16 protein-coding genes are annotated in these 17823 nt (G+C 67.5%); 10 read left to right on the top strand and 6 right to left on the bottom strand.

Features of this window, described 5'->3' with window-relative positions:
• Positions 1 to 6: 6 nt before the first annotated feature.
• Positions 7 to 1323 carry a DegT/DnrJ/EryC1/StrS family aminotransferase gene (locus G572_RS0105305; RefSeq protein WP_037545902.1) on the bottom strand — a complete coding sequence of 439 codons (1317 nt, stop codon included), beginning with the start codon at positions 1321 to 1323 and terminating at the stop codon, positions 7 to 9.
• Between the two features lie 333 nt (positions 1324 to 1656).
• On the opposite strand from G572_RS0105305, the gene G572_RS22585 reads away from it, so the two are divergent.
• Positions 1657 to 2376, top strand: a complete 720-nt coding sequence (locus G572_RS22585; protein WP_051241676.1) for a nucleotidyltransferase family protein — start codon at positions 1657 to 1659, stop codon at positions 2374 to 2376.
• 9 nt (positions 2377 to 2385) lie between these two features.
• Here the strand turns inward: G572_RS22585 and G572_RS0105315 are convergent, their stop codons facing one another.
• Positions 2386 to 3726: an ATP-binding protein gene (locus tag G572_RS0105315; RefSeq protein WP_029057596.1), complete on the bottom strand. Its 1341-nt coding sequence runs from the start codon at positions 3724 to 3726 to the stop codon at positions 2386 to 2388.
• A complete protein-coding gene (locus tag G572_RS0105320; RefSeq protein WP_029057597.1) occupies positions 3723 to 4382 on the bottom strand; it encodes a response regulator in 660 nt (219 codons plus the stop codon). Before G572_RS0105320 ends, G572_RS0105315 begins: the two co-directional genes overlap by 4 nt.
• 146 nt (positions 4383 to 4528) lie before the next feature.
• Here G572_RS0105320 and G572_RS22590 point away from each other — a divergent pair, with 146 nt between their 5' ends.
• From G572_RS22590 to G572_RS0105355, 7 genes are all read left to right on the top strand, one after another.
• Positions 4529 to 4804, top strand: a complete 276-nt coding sequence (locus G572_RS22590; RefSeq protein WP_037546045.1) for a PepSY domain-containing protein — start codon at positions 4529 to 4531, stop codon at positions 4802 to 4804.
• A gap of 367 nt (positions 4805 to 5171) precedes the next feature.
• Entirely contained in the window at positions 5172 to 5552 is a 381-nt protein-coding gene (locus tag G572_RS0105330) for a hypothetical protein (RefSeq protein WP_029057598.1), read from the top strand.
• An 85-nt stretch (positions 5553 to 5637) separates the two neighbouring features.
• Complete coding sequence (locus G572_RS0105335) at positions 5638 to 6120, top strand: DUF2271 domain-containing protein (protein ID WP_029057599.1); 483 nt, start codon at positions 5638 to 5640, stop codon at positions 6118 to 6120.
• A 13-nt stretch (positions 6121 to 6133) separates the two neighbouring features.
• Positions 6134 to 8341: a PepSY domain-containing protein gene (locus G572_RS0105340; RefSeq protein WP_029057600.1), complete on the top strand. Its 2208-nt coding sequence runs from the start codon at positions 6134 to 6136 to the stop codon at positions 8339 to 8341.
• Positions 8322 to 9281, top strand: a complete 960-nt coding sequence (locus G572_RS0105345) for an FAD:protein FMN transferase (RefSeq protein WP_029057601.1) — start codon at positions 8322 to 8324, stop codon at positions 9279 to 9281. The genes G572_RS0105340 and G572_RS0105345 overlap by 20 nt, the downstream gene beginning before the upstream one ends.
• Before the next feature lie 59 nt (positions 9282 to 9340).
• Entirely contained in the window at positions 9341 to 11218 is a 1878-nt protein-coding gene (locus G572_RS0105350) for a heavy metal translocating P-type ATPase (protein WP_029057602.1), read from the top strand.
• Positions 11215 to 11913: a VIT1/CCC1 transporter family protein gene (locus G572_RS0105355; protein WP_029057603.1), complete on the top strand. Its 699-nt coding sequence runs from the start codon at positions 11215 to 11217 to the stop codon at positions 11911 to 11913. The genes G572_RS0105350 and G572_RS0105355 overlap by 4 nt, the downstream gene beginning before the upstream one ends.
• A gap of 117 nt (positions 11914 to 12030) precedes the next feature.
• Here G572_RS0105355 and G572_RS0105360 read toward each other — a convergent pair whose 3' ends face one another.
• Together G572_RS0105360 and G572_RS0105365 are read right to left on the bottom strand one after the other, a co-directional pair.
• Complete coding sequence (locus tag G572_RS0105360) at positions 12031 to 12801, bottom strand: SDR family oxidoreductase (RefSeq protein WP_029057604.1); 771 nt, start codon at positions 12799 to 12801, stop codon at positions 12031 to 12033.
• Between the two features lie 125 nt (positions 12802 to 12926).
• Entirely contained in the window at positions 12927 to 13802 is an 876-nt protein-coding gene (locus tag G572_RS0105365; RefSeq protein ID WP_156884487.1) for a cation diffusion facilitator family transporter, read from the bottom strand.
• 294 nt (positions 13803 to 14096) lie between these two features.
• Between G572_RS0105365 and G572_RS25345 the strand changes: the two genes are divergently transcribed.
• Together G572_RS25345 and pabB are read left to right on the top strand one after the other, a co-directional pair.
• Positions 14097 to 15113, top strand: a complete 1017-nt coding sequence (locus tag G572_RS25345) for a class I SAM-dependent methyltransferase (RefSeq protein WP_169391288.1) — start codon at positions 14097 to 14099, stop codon at positions 15111 to 15113.
• Between the two features lie 23 nt (positions 15114 to 15136).
• Positions 15137 to 16963 (top strand): aminodeoxychorismate synthase component I, encoded by a 1827-nt coding sequence (gene pabB, locus G572_RS0105375; RefSeq protein ID WP_029057606.1) that lies wholly within the window; start codon positions 15137 to 15139, stop codon positions 16961 to 16963.
• On the opposite strand, the gene G572_RS22600 is transcribed toward pabB, so the two are convergent.
• The gene (locus G572_RS22600) at positions 16903 to 17787 is read right to left on the bottom strand and encodes a nucleotidyltransferase family protein (RefSeq protein WP_245566159.1); all 885 of its coding nucleotides are present in this window, start codon (positions 17785 to 17787) and stop codon (positions 16903 to 16905) included. The genes pabB and G572_RS22600 overlap by 61 nt on opposite strands.
• Between the last annotated feature and the right edge of the window lie 36 nt (positions 17788 to 17823).

Genomic DNA, 17823 nt, shown 5'->3' on the forward strand with positions numbered 1-17823 from the left:
AAACTCTCAAAGCGGTTGAAAATAGGCATTCGCGACCTTGCGAAAGGCGCGGATAATGTCGTCGACGTCGTCGTTCGACAGCGTCGATGCAATCGTCAGGAGCGCCGAGCGGTCGTGCAGGTCGTCGCAGACCGGCAGCGCCCCCCTGTCGTAGGAAATCTCCCGAGCAAAGGCATTCGCTGGGTGGCTCCAGGGGAAGCCGTCGTGGCTGTTCGACCGCTTGCGCGTCAGGCTGGGAACGTTGAAGTACCAGTGCAGGCCCCAGTCGCTCATCGGCAGGCAGCTGAGAGATCCCTTCGGCCCCTGGATGCCCTCGGCCTTGAGTGCTGTCATGAAGCGCGAGCACAAGTCCTTGTCCGCGAAGCTCATGATCAGGAAAGGACCGCTGTCGCCGTCCGGATCGGGGATCGTGCGCAGGCGGATCTGGGAAATGTCGCAGAGCGCCTCGCGGATGCGCCATTTCGAACGGCGCATGGCGCCGGTGATGCGCGCGAGCTTGCGCGACTGCGCCAGCGCCATCGCGCCCGCAAGATCCGACATGCGCGCTCCCACGCCCCAGAGCTGGCAGGTCTCGTCGCTGGTATCCAGCCGCCCCTGGTCGTTGCGGGCGTAGCCCAGGTCATGCAGCGCGACGATCCTGCGAAACAGCCCGTCGTCGTCGCTCACGACCATGCCGCCGTCACCGGCCGTCATGTTCTTGTTGAGCTGGAAACTGAAGGTCGCGATATCGCCAAAACGGCCGACGGGCGTTCCGTTCTGGCTGGCGCCGGCGGCCTGGGCGCAGTCCTCGATCAGGCGGACCCCGCGGCTGCGCGCGATTTCGGCGATCTCGGCGACGCGACCGGGCGCCCCGCTCATGTGAACCAGAAGGATCGCCCGGCTGCGCGCGTTGATCTTGCGCTCCAGATCGGCCGGATCCATGCAGAAGGTGTCGTCGATGTCGACGAGGCGCGGAATGGCGCCGGCGCGCACGATGGCCGAGAGACAGCTCACCCACATGTAGCCGGCAACGAGAACCTCGTCGCCCGGGCCGACCTCCAGCGCGGAAAGCGCGATGGACAGGGCCGCGGTCCCGGACGAGACCGCCAGTGCATTGCCATGTCCGTAGGCGGCGCACCACTCCCGCTCAAGGGTTTCCACCATGTGCTGCGGGTCGGGGCCGTAAAAGCGGAAAGGACTTTGCGCGCGCACCACCCGATCGACCAGTTCGCGCTCTTCCTCGCCGATCCAATGCGCTCCGGGCAGTTCCCACGGCAAGGGGGCGGTTCGGACCGGATCGCCACCATCAATGGCCAGCCGATTTTCTGAATTGGACAGGGGCATTCAAATACCTGTTTTTTAAACAAATGACTTTATCGCTCAAAAGATACTTAGTCTGAGCGTCGGCCATGATCGGACCTGGGTGTTAAGGACAGCCTAAGTGTGGGTCCGAACTTGTAGAAATAACCGCCTGACCGCGGTGAAGACGACCGACGGAGGGGACCGAACGCCCTTTCACATCACATGCGGCGAGCGTGCCGTGGCGAACGAACGACGGGTGCGGACCATGTTGCCATTGCCGGATAGATCCCCTAGAACCCGGCAATTGCGCACGCTGCCGGCGGGCAGCCTCCGGAGCGTTCGATGGCCCGACCCACACCACCGTTGAGAGAAATCATGATCCGCACGGCTGTTATCCTGGGTGCAGGCAGGGGAACGCGGCTGCGTCCCATTACCGACAGCATCCCGAAAATCCTCGTGCCCGTGCGCGGGGTCCCGCTGTGCGACCGGATCGTGGACAGCCTGATCGAGGCCGGGATCGAACGGATCGTCTTCGTCGTCGGCTATCTGTCTGAGCGCATCGTCGCGCACTACGACCGCCATCCGCATAGTGAAAAATTCGAATACATCGAGCAGGCGACGCTGGACGGCACCGGCGGCGCGGTGCGTCTGGCACTGCCGACGATCGAGGACGATTTCCTCGTGATCTTCGGCGACAGTCTCTTCGCCCGCGGCGCCGTTTCCTCGGTCGTCGACGCGCCCGCAAAGAATGTCATCGGCGTGGTGGAGGTCTCCGACCCGCAACGCTACGGCGTGGTGAACGTGGATCAGGCGGGTCGAATTCTGGAGATCGAGGAAAAGCCGGAGCGGCCGAAGTCCAACCTCGCGGTCGCCGGAATCTACAAGTTCTCCGGCGAGGTGAAGCGGTACTTCTCCGACCTTCCCCTTTCCAGCAGGGGAGAATACGAGATGCCCGACGCGATCCGCATGATGCTGGACGACGACGTCCCGGTTGCGGCGGTGACCTTCGACGGCATGTTCGACGTCGGCACGCTCGACCAGATCGAGGAGCTGGAGGCGATGGACGACGCGGCTTTCACCGAGAGCTTCGGGTAGCCACGCGCGTCAGGCCGGTGCCGGCCCCTGCGGCAGGTCGACCGTGACTTCCAGTCCCCCCTCCCGCCCGGGTGCGGGCGAGGTCAGGGCAAGCGAGGCCTGCGTGCGCTCGGCGAGGGTCCGCACGATGGCCAGTCCCAGGCCGCTGCCGTCGCCGCGACCGTCCGCGCGTTCGAACCGACCGGTCAGCCGGGCAAGCGTATCGGGCGCAAGCGTCGCGCCGTCATTGGTGACGGTGAAGCGCCGGGGCAGCGACAGGGTGACGCGAACCGGGGCCTCCCGCGCACCGTGTTTCAGCGCGTTCTCGATCAGGTTGCGCGCCAGAATGGCAAAGGCATCCGGATCCATGTCCGACAGCACCGCCGTTTGCGGCAGGTCGAGCGCAATACGCCCCCCTTCCTCCGCGCGCCCGACATCCTGGGCGACCATCTGCAAGATCGGCCGCATGTCGGCGGGTGTGTCCCTGCGCAGACGGCCGCCTTCGGCGCGCGCCAGCTGCATCAGCTTTTCCGACAAGCGCGTCAGGCGTTTCAGGGTTGTCTCGATCTCCCCGGCCCGCCGGGCTGCCTTCGGGTCCCCGGTTTCGCTCTGCAGCCTCTGCGCCTGGGCAAGGGCGCCGGCCACCGGGGTGCGCAGCTCATGCGCGGCATTGGCGGCAAAGCTACGCTCCGCCTCGAAGGCGGCGGCGAGCCGCGCCAGCAACTGGTTGACGGCGGCCGCGATCGGGGCGAGTTCGCCAGGAAGGTCGTCGGCCGGCGCAGGCGACAGATCGGCCGCACCGCGCATGGCGAGCGCGTCGCGAAGCCGCCGCACCGGGCGAAAGCCGAGCCGGACGGCCAGCAGGATCCCCGCGACCGACAGCGGGATGACAAGCAGAAGCGGCAGGGCGAGCGCCATGCGCATCTCGCGCGCCACCTCCACGCGGTGGTCGAGCGGCTCGGCGACCGCGATGGTGATCGTCTCCTGCAGCGCCGCGTCGAAGTAAAACCTGTGCGTCGCCGTCTGGCGAAAGCCGATGCCGTCGAAGGCGGGAAAAAGCTCCGGATCCGCGGAATGGGACGTCAGCAGCACGCGCCCTTGCGCATCGCGAACGATATAGGTGAAGAACTCGTCGTGGGTGCGCAACGTGGCGAGCTGCTGGGTCAGGCCCTCTTCCTCGCGGGCGACAATGTCCATCACGGCGAGCGGAAGAATGCGCTGCGCGGTTTCCTGGAGCGCGCTGTCGAAGACCTCGTCCATCTCGTCGCGCAGGATCGTCGCCGTCACGGTGGCCGCCGCCACCCACAGGAGGGTGACCCCGAGACTGATCGCAAGCGCGAGGCGAAGCTGGATCGAGCGCGGCATCCTCATGGCGCGCCCAGGCGATATCCCAGCCCGCGTTCGGTGGCGATGGCGGTGCGGCCGAGCTTCTTGCGCAGGCGACTGACATGCACCTCGATGGTGTTGCTCTCGATTTCCGTATCGAAGGAATAGAGCCGCTCCTCCAGCTGCGCCTTGGAGAGCAGTTGGCCGGGCCGCTGGACGAAGGCCTCGAACAACACCCATTCGCGCGCCGTCAGCGGCACCGGCTTTCCTTCCTTCGTCACGCGTCGGGCCGCGAGATCGATCTCCAGCGACCCCAGCCTGACGACCGGATTGGGATTGCCGGAATAGCGGCGTGCTACGGAGCCGATGCGCGCGGAAAGTTCCGCGAGATCGAAGGGTTTGACCAGATAATCGTCGGCGCCCGCGTTCAGCCCCTCGATCCGGTCGCTCACCTGGTCGAGTGCGGTGAGGATGATCACCGGCGTGACGTCGCCGCCTCCGCGGCGCTCTTTCAGAAAGGGGATGCCGCGCCCGTCCGGCAGCATCAGGTCGAGCAGCAGCAGATCGTAGGCCGCGACCGTGATGGCGTCGCGCGCCGCATCGAGCCGCCGGACCCAGTCGAGCGAATGCCCGTCCGCCACGATCTGGTCATGCACGGCCGCGCCGAGCACGTCGTCATCTTCAATCAGCAATATGCGCATTGTGGCTCGCTGTCGGTGGGTCTTTGCATCTGTATCGCCTTTCCGGCTTACCGCAAGCTGAAGCCCGCCCCGCGCCCGCTTCAGGTCCGCGTCAGTTTGACGGTTCATGAAAGGAACCAGACGCAACGCAACCCGGAGATCCTTCCATGAAGACACCCCTCATCCTTCTCGCCGTCCTCCTGTCACTTGGCACGATCGGCACGGCCCGCGCAGACGATGACGACTGCAGCGTGCCGATGGAGCAATGGCAGCCGCGCACCGCAGTGGAGAGCATGGCCGAAACCAAGGGCTGGTCCGTCCGGCGCATCAAGATCGACGACGGCTGTTACGAGATCAAGGGCCGCGACACGCAAGGTCGCAAGATCGAGGTGAAACTGGATCCCGCGACGCTGGACGTCGTGGAGTTCGAGTTCGACGACTGACACGCATCCAATGCTCGACCCGCGCTTTCGCGGGCCGAGGGCCATGACGACCTCTCAAGACCATTTGTCCCGGACCTCGCGCAAGCGCGAGGTCCGGGACCGCAGGGCCATTGCCTTTTGTTGGGTCGTGCCCTGTTGAACAAGCACTTCCCGCTCTCCGATGGCGGGTCGCGGCTTGCGCTTTCCCGGTGTGACACCGGGGACATCTCAACCTTTGTCATCATCCTCGGCCCGCGATTTCGCGGGCTTGTTTTCGCGCCGCGCCCGAACCTGACGCCAAGCTGAAGCGAAAACCCGCGACCCGTCAGCAAGCCCTCAGGCGGCCCTGCGACATTGACCGCATCAACCCACCCCGAGGAGACCTGCCATGAAAACGAAACTTGCCGTTCTTGCCGCTTCCACAGCGCTCGGCGCGCTGATCGCAGCCCCCGCCATCGGCGCCATGAAGACCGTCGACCTGGACGAACCCTATGCCGTCCTCTCCAAGGGTGCCGAGACGCTCCAGGAGGGCTTCCTGAAGCTCGCCAGCAATGACGACGATGATGAGTATGACGATGACGACGACGACGATCACGACGACGATGATCACGACGACGATGATCACGACGACGATGATCACGATGATGATGATGATGATGACGACGGCGGACGCCGTGGCGGCATGAACGCCGCACCCGCCGGCAGCGTGGCACCGCCGGCCAACGGCCTGTTCGGCGATGGCGCCGCGCCCAAGGTCAAGGTGAACTGACCGTTTTCGCCCCACATCAGCCAAGACCCGCCGTCCGTTCCGGCGGCGGGGTCGCATTCCTCATCGTCCAGGCTGGAGATCCCCGATGAAATCCCTTCTTGCCGCCCTCGCCCTCACCACTGCGCTGACCACGGCACTGGCCCTCCCCGGCGCCGCGCAGGCCCGGCCGGTGACCCTGACCACCACGCTGAACGATTACGGCGGCGACGGTGCCTATCTGGCGCTTTACGTCACCGATGCCTCCGGCGCCTACAAGGGCAGCCTGTGGATGGCAGGCGGAAAGTCCAAATACTACGAGCACCTGCGCGACTGGTATCGCGCGACCGCCGGAAACACCGCCGAGATCAACGGCATCACCGGCGCCAGCGTCGGCGCGGGACGTGAGCTTTCCATCACGCTCGATCTCTCCGACGCCCTCTTCGATGCCGGCTATGTGCTTCATATCGATGCCGCCGTCGAAGACATGCGCGACAGCCCGTCGGAAATCGCCGTGCCGCTGACCTCGGACGGCGCCGGAAAGCCAACGGCCGGGCGCCGCTACATCTCCTCCTTCTCCTACGACATGTAACGGAGCGCGTGTGATGATCCGCAGTCTGCACCGATGGCCCGGGCTTGCCGCCGCCGCACTTCTTGTGGTGCTCGCGCTTTCGGGCGCCGCCCTTTCGCTGTTCCCGGCGCTGGAGACCCTTCAGACCCCGGCGCAGGGCGATCCAGGGCTCAGCGTCGCGACGCTCGCGACGCGGATCCAGGCCCAGCATCCAGGCGTCGAGCAGATCCGCCGCGCACCGTCGGGCCGGATCGTCGCCTATTGGTTCGAGGACGGCGCGCCGGGGGCCGCGGCAATCGATCCGGCAACCGGCGCGGGCGTGGCCAGCGCAGATGCGCCGGCCGCCCGCGGCTGGCTGAAAAACCTGCACCGGTCGCTGTTCCTCGACGATGCCGGACGGATCGCGGCGGCGGTCGGCGCGGCGTCAATGCTTCTCCTCTCCATCAGCGGCATCGCCCTCGTGGTGCGGCGCACCGGCGGCTGGCGCAAGGTGTTTTCGCCGCTCAAGGGCGCGGTATCCGGGCGGCTGCACGTGGAGATCGCCCGCGTCTCGGTCGCAGGCCTTCTGCTGTCCTCGGCCACCGCGTTGTGGATGAGCGCCTCGACCTTCGCCCTTCTGCCGGAGGAGACCGCGCCGCCGGCCTTTCCCGCCGTCAGTGGCGAAACCGGCGCCGTCGTCGCCGACATGCCGGCCCTGCGCGCCACCGCTGTCTCGACCTTGCGCGAGCTCACCTTCCCCTATCCCGGCGACCTCACCGACGCCTTCACGCTGAAGACCGACACCGGCCAGGGCTACATCGACCAGGGCACCGGCGCGCTTGTCGCCTGGAACGACCTCGGCGGCTTCGACCGGGTCAGCGAGACGATTTACATGCTGCACACCGGCAAGGGCGCCTCTGTGCTCGGGCTGGTTCTCGGGCTGATGGCGCTCGGCGTCCCCGTCATGGCGGGAACGGGCATCGTCCTTTGGGCAGGTGGCGCAGGCAAGCGGCCTCGCATCCGCGCCAATGCCGCGCCCGGGCGGGCCGACACGATCCTGCTGGTCGGCAGCGAGGGCGGCAGCACCTGGGGATTTGCAAAGACGCTGCACGACGCGCTCGCTGCCGACGGCCACAGTGTGCACACCGATGCGATGTCGCGCTTCGCGCCGACACGCTACACAAGCGCCAGGCGCATCGTCGTGCTTGCCGCGACCTATGGCGACGGCACGGCGCCTTCCTCTGCGGCGGGCTTTCTCGACCGGCTGGCCGCACTGCCCGAGGCTCCCGCCGCGCCGCTTGCGGTGCTCGGCTTCGGCGACCGCAACTTTCCCGCCTTTTGCGGTTTCGCCCAAGATGTCGCGGATGCGGCGGCGGCGAAAGGCTGGCCCGCGCTCCTGCCGATGGACAGCGTCGACCGCCAGTCGCCGCAGGACTTCGCCCGCTGGGCGCGCGCCTTCGGAGCGGTCATCGGGACGCCGCTGGAGATCGACCACCAGCCGGTCGCGCCGCGCACCTGCGACCTGACGCTCGTCTCGCGTCGCGATTACGGAACGGACATGCAGACCCCGGTCTCCATCCTGCGCTTTGCCGTGCCCCGCCTGCCGGTCTGGCGGCGCTGGATCGGCCAGGGCCTGCCGTCTTTTGCCGCCGGCGACCTCCTCGGCATCGTGCCGGCGGGCTCGCCCGTCACCCGGTTCTATTCGCTCGCCTCCGCGACCGGCGACGGCTTTGCGGAAGTCTGTGTGAGGAAACACCCCGGCGGGCTGTGCTCGGGCCAGCTCCTGAGCCTTCAGCCCGGCGACAGCATGCGTGCCTTCGTGCGCCCCAACCCCACGTTCCGGCCTAAACGCGGCCGCGCGCCGGTGATCCTGATCGGCGCGGGAACGGGCATCGGGCCGCTTGCCGGCTTTGCCCGAGCCAATGCGAACAAACGCCCGATGCACCTGTGGTTCGGTGTCCGCCACCCAGACAGCGACCTGCTTTACGGTGCGGAGCTCGCCGAGTGGCAGGCGGACGGACGGCTCGCCTCGCTCACCACGGCCTTCTCGCGGGCGCAGACGCGCAGCTATGTCCAGGACGCGCTGCGCCGCGATGGCGCGCAGGTGGCGCAGCTGATCGCCGACGGTGCCGAGGTGCTGGTGTGCGGCGGGCGCGGGATGGCGGCGGGTGTCGCCGAAGCGCTGACCGAGATCCTGGCACCCCGGGGCCTCTCCCTCCAGACACTCAAAGCCGAGGGCCGATATGGCGAAGACATTTACTGATCTCACCCGCCACGCCCTGAACGGGGCGACGATGGGCACCCGCTGGTCCGCCCTGTTTCACATGCCGGCGGATTTCGACGTCGCGCCCGCCGAACGCGCCATGGCGCAGGCGGTGGCCGACGTCGACGCGCAGATGTCCACCTGGAACGCCGACAGCGATCTCATGCGGTTGAACGCGGCCCCGACGGATGTCTGGGTCGACCTGCCGGCCGCGCTGATGGCGGTGCTCGAGGCCGGACTTCAGGTCGGGCGCGCATCGGACGGCGCCTTCGACATTGCCATGGGCGATGCGGTTTCGGCCTGGGGCTTCGGCCCCGAGGCGGCGGAGGAAAGCCGCATCCGCGCAGCCCTTTCCGCCACGCGACCGGCGGCGCATGACGTGCTGGAACTCGATACGGCGGGCGGACGCGCCCGCAAGCATGCGCCGGTGTCGCTCGATCTCAACGGCATCGCCAAGGGATATGGCGTCGACCGGCTGGCCGAGGTCGCCAGGGCGTTCGCCATTCCCGGCGCGCTCCTTGCCATCGACGGCGAGTTGCGCGCGCTCGGCACCCAGCCGGACGGCGCGCCCTGGACGGTGGCGATCGAGGATCCCGACCCGCTTGCGCGCAAACCCTGCGCGATCCTGGCGCTCGAGGATGCCGCCATTGCCACCTCCGGCGACTATCGCCATTTCGTGGAGGTCGGCGGAAAGCGGCTGTCGCACACGATGGACCCGAAACGCGGCGGCCCGCTTGCGCATGCGCCGGCCTCGGTCACCGTTGTCGCCGACACCTGCATGGCGGCGGATGCCTGGGCAACGGCCCTGATGGTGAAAGGACGCTTGGAGGGGGCAAGAATCGCCGGTAAACTGACCCTCGACGCCCTCTTCATCGACCGGGACGGGGACCGGCTGCGAAAAACGCCGGTCGGACCTCTCTTCCAGCCGCGCCCGGCCTGACTTGCCACCGCCCGCTGCGCGACGCGACACCGGACCCTCCTTGCCATGGCCCCCCTGTGATGACCGCCCCGTTTCAGGACCGCGTGAACACCGCGCTTGTCGCCATCGCGCTTGCGGGACTGGGTGTCGGCCTCGCGCTGTCGCTCACCGGACGGGCCTGGGCGGCGGATGCCGTCTGGATCGCCGGGGTCCTCCCCGTGCTGGCCGCGCTTCTGGTGGAGATCGTGCGCTCGCTGCGCGCCGGCGAGGTCGGCCTCGACATCGTCGCAGCACTCTCGATGACCGCGGCGCTTGTCTTTGGGGAAACGCTGGCCGCGGCCGTGGTGGCGCTGATGTATTCCGGCGGCACCTTCCTGGAGACCTTCGCCGAGGGGCGCGCCCGGCGCGAGATGAGCGCGCTTCTCGCCCGTGTGCCGCGCACCGCGACCCGCCACCGCAACGGCGCCCTCGACGAGGTGCCGCTGGAAGAGATCGAACCCGGCGACCTCCTTCTCATCCGGCAGGGCGACGTCGCGCCGGTGGACGGGACGCTTGCAAGCGCGCGCGCCGTTCTCGACCTGTCGGCGCTGACGGGCGAATCCCTGCCGGCGCGGCTTGAGCGCGAGGCCGAGGTGATGAGCGGGGCGACCAACGCGGGCGAGGCCTTCGACCTGCGCGCGACGCGCCGCGCCGCCGACAGCACCTACGCCGGGATCGTGCGGCTGGTGGAGGCGGCACAGAAATCCAAGGCGCCGATGGCGCGGCTCGCCGACCGCTATTCGCTCGCCTTCCTCGTTGTTACCGTGGTGCTGGCGACGGCAGCCTGGTGGTTTACCGGCGATCCGATCCGCGCGGTTGCCGTTCTCGTCGTTGCAACGCCCTGCCCGCTGATCCTTGCCGTTCCGGTGGCGCTGGTGGCGGGCCTGTCGCGTGCCGCGCATTTCGGCGTGCTGATCAAGGGCGCGAAACCGCTGGAGGCGCTGGCGCGGATCAACACGCTGATCCTCGACAAGACCGGCACGCTGACCGACGGGCGGCCGAAGATCGTCTCCATCGAACGCCATGGCACGCTCGACGAAAACGAGGTGCTCTACTACGCCGCCGCCCTCGACCAGGCATCGAAACATCCGATCGCCCAGGCCATCGTCGCGGACGCGCGGACGCGCGGCATGAACCTGCCCGTCCCGGAAGACCTCGTCGAGACGGCGGGCGAAGGCGTCGCCGGCACCGTCGACGGACGCCGCGTCGTCGTCGGCGGGATCGGTTTCGTCACGCGACAGGCCGCACCGCCCGATTGGGATCGCCACATCCGCGAACCGGGATCGGTGATCGTCGCCGTCTCCGTCGACGGCGTGCTGGCGGGCCATCTGGCCCTGGCCGACGCGTTGCGCGAGGGAACGGCGGACCTGCTCGCCGGCCTTCGGGAAAACGGCATCGAGCGCATTCTTCTGGCGACCGGCGACCGGCGCGCCGTGGCGGAGGCGGTCACGGAAGGCCTCGGTCTCGATGCGGTGCGCTCGGATCTCTCGCCGGACCAGAAGGTGCTTCTGGTTCTGAGCGAACGCAAGAACGGCCCCGTGATGATGGTCGGCGACGGCGTCAACGATGCCCCGGCGCTGGCGGCCGCCGACGTCGGCGTTGCCATGGGCGCGCGCGGCGCGGCCGCCTCGGCGGAAGCGGCGGATGTCGTCTTGCTGGTCGACCATCTGAACCGGCTGTTGCCGGGGCTGGAAGTGGCCAGGGGCGCGCGGCGGATCGCGGTGGAAAGCGTCGTCGCCGGCATCGGCCTTTCGATTGCCGGGATGATTGCTGCCGCCTTCGGCTATCTCACACCGGTTCAGGGCGCGCTTCTGCAGGAGGTGATCGACGTTGCCGTGATCCTCAACGCCCTTCGTGCCCTGAAGATCACGCCGCGCGCGGAGCCTTCGGCTCCCAATGCCAAAGGACAAGGCCAATGACCCGTATTCTTCACTCCGAAGTCCATCTGGTGCATCGCATCGGCTGGCTGCGCGCCGCCGTTCTGGGCGCAAACGACGGTCTCGTGTCGACCGCGAGCCTCGTCGTCGGCGTGGCGGCGGCCGGCTCGGGGCGCACGGAGGTGCTGATCGCCGGCCTTGCCGGTCTCGTTGCCGGCGCGATGTCGATGGCCGCCGGCGAATATGTCTCGGTCAGCTCGCAGACGGACGCCGAAAAGGCCGACATCGCCCGCGAAACGCGCGAGCTGGAGGAAACGCCGGAGGCCGAACTCGACGAACTGACGCAGATTTATGTCGAACGCGGTCTCGACGACCGGCTGGCCCGGCAAGTCGCGGTCCAGCTCACCGAAAAGAACGCGCTCGCCGCACATATGCGCGACGAACTGGGCATCTCCGAGACCATTGCCGCCCGTCCGATCCAGGCCGCCGTCGTCTCGGCACTGACCTTTGCAATCGGCGCCGTCGTGCCGCTGATCGTGGCGGGGCTTGCGCCGGCCTCCGCGATCTCGGTCGCGGTGGCGGTCACCACGCTGCCGGCGCTTGCCGTGCTCGGCGGACTGGGCGCCTCCGCCGGCGGTGCCGGGATCGCCAAGGGCGCGCTGCGGGTCACCTTCTGGGGAGCGCTCGCCATGGCCGCGACCGCCGCCGTCGGCATGGTTTTCGGGGTCACCGTCTAGGAGACGGGCCTGGCGTTGTCAGCGGGTCGCACCAAGGATCGGCGCGCCTCTGAACCGGGGAGAACAATGCGGGCGCGCCGGCACAGACTCTCCTCCCCGGCCGACCCGCGCGCAGCGTCAGGACACCGCGGGCAGTCCCACCGCCGCACGCCCCTCGTTGGTCTTCAGCGAGAAATCCGTACCGAGATAGGCATCGCCTCCGGGGCCGCAGAGATAGGCGATGGTCTTGGCGACCCACTCGGGCGGAATATGCACCGACGGGTCGAGCTGGCTCACCGGATTGAGACCCGACGCCTTGATCGCGACCTGCATTTCGGTCTTCACCGTGCCCGGGCTCAGTCCGATCATGCGGATGCCCTCGCCGCGATACTCCTTGTCGGTGCAGCGGGTCAGCGACAGCACCGCCGCCTTTGTCGAGCAATAGTGGCTCCAGCCCTCCAGCGCGCCGGTCGCGGCGCCGGAACTGATGTTGATGATCGTGCCACCGCCGCGCGCGGTCATTTCCGGGATCGCATGGCGCAGGCCGTAGTAGACGCCCTTGACGTTCACATCGACGACCCGGCTCCAGGCGTCCGGATCGCTGTCGGCAAGCCGCGCGATCGGATCGATCAGTCCGGCATTGTTCACCAGGACGTCGAGACCGCCGTAGAGCTCGACGGCGCGCGCGATCAGCGCCTTCACGTCCTCCTGGCGGGCAACGTCGCAGGTCATCGCGCTCGCCGTGCCCCCGGCGGCTTCGATCTCCCTTGCGATGCGTTCGATATCGCCGGCGCTGCGCGCGGCAAGCACGACATTGGCGCCAAGGGCGGCCAGATGACGCGCGGCGGCCTCGCCGATACCCCGGCTGGCGCCGGTGATGACAACACTCTTGTTTTCAAACTCGGACATACACTCTCCAGAAACCGGATTTGCAATGAGGGGATCAACGCCGGACATTCTATCGCATTCTCCGGCAATGCCGAGTCCGGCCCCCAAGCGCGCCTCGCCCGCCAGATGCAATGCGACGGAACGCGTCAATCCGGCAGGCTCGACGGGCGGGTGACATCGATCTCCCGGGCGGTCTCCTCATCGCGGCAGCGGACTTCCAGCTGCAAGGTGGAAAAGTAGAAACCGAAGCGGCGCCGAAGCAGGTCATGCGCACGATCGAGCACCGTCTCGGAAACGGCGTCGTCGCGCACGCGCATATGCGCGGAGAAGACATGCCGACCGCTGGTAAGCGCCCAGGCATGGGGATGGTGGACGTCGATGACACCGGCGAGCTCGGCAAGCGCCGCCGACACGTGCTCAAGATCGATGCCGGGGGGCGTTCCCTCCAACAGGAGATGCGACGCATCGCGCAGGATCCCCCAACTCGCCCAGATCAGAACGAAACCGAACGCCATGCCGAGCAGGGGATCGATGGCGAGAAACCCGGTCAGCCAGATCACCAGCGCGGTGACGACGATCAGCAGACTGCCGACGAAGGTCTGGATGATATGCCAGAGCGCGCCGCGCACGTTGATGTCCTCGCGGGCCTGCGTCCAGACGAGGGCAAGCGACACGACCTCTGTCGCGAGCCCGCCCGCGGCGGCGATCAGCATGGGGGTGGTCGGAAGCTCGATCGGGTCGAACAGGCGCATCGCCGACATGACGAGGACCACCACCGCCATCGCCAGCAGAAATCCGCCGTTGACCAATGCGCCGATGATCTCGCTTCGGTACCAGCCGAACGAGCGCTGCGCGTCGGCCGGGCGCCGGGCAAGGCGGGCGGCAAGAAGCGCGACCAGGATCCCGCCAACGGCGGAGAAGGTGTGCAGGGCATCCGCAATGACGGCAATGGAGCCCGTCCACAATCCGATCGCCAGTTCCACAACGAAATAGACCCCGGTCAACCAGGCGGAAATCTTCATTCCGCGCCCCCGTATCGGCGTCGGTCCGTGACTTGCGTGACTCATCCTGCATCTCCAAGGGCGATTTGAGCTGTGACCCGAAGGCCGTGGCCTCGCCACAAGGTTGCCGCCTCCAGCCCGTGGAACGTCAAGCGCGAGAGCAACGCAAGAAACCGGTGCCAACCGGCGCCGGATCGCTCCGGTCCGGTACATTTTTCTGGTCGCAAACGACGCGACCCAGTATGACGTACGGCGGGCTGTCGCTGGACGCAGCGCAGGTGCAGCAAAGTCTTTTCAAACACCGGGGGCCGTGTGTTGGCGAACGTTGAAAACGGAAGCGTTGTCACGTTGGAAACGGAGTGCCGCATCTGCGCGGGCAAAAACCGGCGTGTCGTCTCCGGCGTGGGACGCGGTTCCAAACCGCTGACCACGGTGATCTGCACCGGCTGCGGGCTGGTGCACAGCCATCCGATCCCCACCAAGGAAGAACTCGACCGCTTCTACACCGTCGACTATCGCAAGGCCTACAAGTCGACCTACGAGCCGAAGCTGAAGCACACCTATCGCTATGCGCCCGGGGCCTATCAGCGCGTCGCGGAAATCGCCAGACACGCAAGCCCGGAGCAGACGCGCTTCCTCGACATCGGCTCGGGCAGCGGCGAGTTCCTCTACATGGCCCGCAAGGCGGGCTTCAAGGTCACCGGCATCGAACCCAACACCGGCTACGCGGACTATACGAGGCGCGTGCTCGGCCTTCCCGTCCAGAACTGCACCTACGAGACCGCGGCGCTCGATCCGGACGGCTACGACATCATCAACCTGAACCATGTGCTGGAGCATTTGCCGGACCCGCTCGCCTCGCTGCGCGTCATCAATTCGCTCCTGCGCGAGAGCGGGCTGCTCTCGGTCGCCGTGCCCGACATCCAGCACACCAACCACGCTCCGTGGACGCGCTTTCACTTCGCGCATATTTACAATTTCAACCACGAGACGCTGAAGGCGATGCTTCTGAAGGCCGGCTTCGAGATCATTCCCGAAGGCTCCGCGTCGACAACCTTCCTCGCCCGCAAGGTTTCCGAGCATTTCAGCGACGCGCCGATGGAAATGCCGGAAAACTACGAGACCCTCTGGGCGGACCTGCATGCCACATCGACCATCGGCCATGTGGCGAGCAAGAAGGGCATCGGCCGGTTTCTCAACAAGTGCTATCGCTATCCAAAGGAGTATCTGCTGGCGGTAAGCCACGGCAATGCCCCGAAAATCCTCGACCGCGTCTTTGCCCGGATGAACAGGACCGCGCCGGTGCGCGCAGGAACCGACCCACGCAGCTGACCCGACCCGCCAGCGAGAGCGCCATGACGACATGCCCGCGCGACACGACCGGTCGTCTCCTGCTGCTCGACGCACAGGCGGACACGGCGCTTTTGTTTTCCGCTCCGCACCGGACCCTCGCCTGTTCCCGCATCGACGCGGTGACAGCATGCCTGGAGGCCGCTGAACAGGCCGCGGCCTGCGGGCATCATGTCGCCGGATACCTGTCCTATGAAGCCGGATATGCATTCGAGGAAAAGCTGCGCGCCCTCGCGCCGGCGGATCCGGAGCTGCCGCTTGTCTGGTTCGGCATTTACGACGCGCCGGAACGGCTCGGGCTGACAGCCGCGCTGGACCTGCTTGCGGCCCCGGAGGCGCGCGCCGCCGCCCATGCCGCCCCGCCCGCGGCAACGGTCGACAGCCTGGACATGAGCGAGCGCGACTATGAGGCCGCCTTCAACGCGGTGTGCCGCCATCTTGCAAAGGGCGACATCTATCAGGCCAATCTGACCATGCGGGCGCGCGGACGCTGGTCGGGCGACCTGCGCGCCCTGTTCGCCCGGCTGGTCACCACACAGCCGGTGGGCCATGCCGCCTGGCTGGACCTCGGCACGCACCAGGTCCTGTCGCTGTCGCCGGAGCTCTTTCTGGAACGGCGCGGAACGCAGATTGTAAGCCGGCCAATGAAAGGCACGGCACCGCGCGGCTTCAACGCGCAGGCCGATGCCGAAATCGCGGCAGAGCTTGCCCGCGATCCCAAGTCGCGGGCCGAAAACGTCATGATTGTCGACCTGATGCGCAACGACCTGTCGCGGATCGCCGTGCCGGGCAGCGTTCAGGTGCCACGCCTCTTCGAGGTGGAGCCCTACGCCACGCTGCACCAGATGACCTCCACGGTGGAAGCGCAGCTCGAACCCGGCCACGGCTTCGCCGCCTGCATGGCGCGTCTCTTTCCCTGCGGTTCGATCACCGGCGCGCCCAAACTCAGGGCGATGGAGATCCTGCACGCCCTGGAAACCGGTCCGCGCGGGATCTACACCGGCGCCATCGGTCACCTTGAGCCCGGCGGCGACTTTCGCTTCAACGTGGCGATCCGCACGATGGTCGCGCGAACGCCCGACGATGCGGGCGAAGGATCCTTCGAGATCGGGACCGGATCGGGACTGGTGTTCGATTCCGGGGCGGGCCCGGAATACGCCGAAAGCCGGCTAAAGCTCGCGTTCCTGGAACGCCCCCTGCCCGATTTCGCGCTGATCGAGACAATGGCCTGGCACCCGCTGGAGGGCTATCTGCTCCTAAAGCGCCACATGCGCCGGCTTCAAGAAAGCGCGGCCCGATTGGGGTTCACATGTGCCCCGGACACGATCGCGGGCGCGCTGTCCGCGCTGGCGGAGCGCTTCGAGGCCCCGCGCCGCGTGCGTCTGGAACTCTCCGCCGACGGGCGGTTTCGCCTCGCCGACGAGGCGCTGGCGCCCACGCCGCCGCGCTGGCGCATCGCGGTGTCGGACAGGCCCGTCGATGCGGGCAACCCGCTGCTCGCCCACAAGACGACCCGGCGCGCGCTTTACGACGACACGCTCAAGCGCATGGTCGCGACACGGGGCTGCGACGAGGTGCTTTTCGTCAACGGCGACGGGTTTGCGACGGAAGGCAGCTACACCAATCTCTTCGTCGCGCGGGGCGGCCGGCTGCTGACCCCGCCCCTGTTCCATGGCCTGCTGCCGGGAACGCTGCGCGAAGCCCTGCTGGAGAGCGGCCGCGCTTTCGAGGCGGCGCTCACGCTGGACGATGTGCTGGCGGCGGAAAGGGTCTATTTCGGCAATTCGGTGCGCGGGCTGGTCGCGAGCGACATCCAGTCGCGGCCATCCTGAGACGGATCGTCACGCAGCGCCTGATCCGCCGGTTCCCGCGCCCCCGGCTCGTCCTCGACCGGCCGAGGCGGATCGTCCGCTTCAAACGCGCTGTCGTTCGACGGCTCTCCGGTCACCGGTCCCGCGTGCGCGGGTCCTTCATGTTCAGGTCCCGCGTGCGCAGGCCAGGGCACGACCTCGATCTCCGGCCAGGCCGCCGACATGCGTTGCGCCTTTTTCACGTAGGTCGCGGCATTGTCGAGCACGGGATTGGGCACCAGCCGCATCGCAAAGACATCCGCCAGTCCGAAAGGCGCTGCGACCGACAGGCGGTCGTCGTTTTCCAGACGCACCGCGACCGCATGGGTCTTCGAGGCATAGTTCAGGAGCGCCTCGTCGGTGCACCGCAGCTTCGGATAGGGCCGGGCGAAGCGCGCCTGGAACCACAGGTGCACCCGCGCCTGGTTGCGAATCTCGACCGGGGCGGGCGCATCGGCCAAGAGCGCCTCTCCGCGCGCGATTTCCCGGTCCTCGGCCTCATAGCCTGTATCGGCGCCATCGAAATACAGAAGATCGAAGTCCTTGATGCCGTGACCGGCTTCGCGCCCGGTGAGCGCGTTCCACACGGTCTGATAGACCGCGCCGCTGGCAAGCCGCCAGTCCGGCAGCGCAAGCCTCCGCGCGCCGCGCAAGACCCGCATCAGATCCGGATCGGTGCGGATCAACAGTTCCAGAACCCGGCGCCGGTCGTCCTCGCTCGCAAGCGCGGGATCGCCCAGCGTCGTGCGGTCGAGGGCAAGGCCGGTCGACGGTATCGGGTTTCGAGGCGATGTCAGTGCAGCCACCACGCTCTCCTGAATTGCTCCCTGCCCCCGCAGGTG

The sequence above is a fragment of the Stappia stellulata DSM 5886 genome, assembly GCF_000423705.1.
Classification (GTDB): domain Bacteria; phylum Pseudomonadota; class Alphaproteobacteria; order Rhizobiales; family Stappiaceae; genus Stappia; species Stappia stellulata.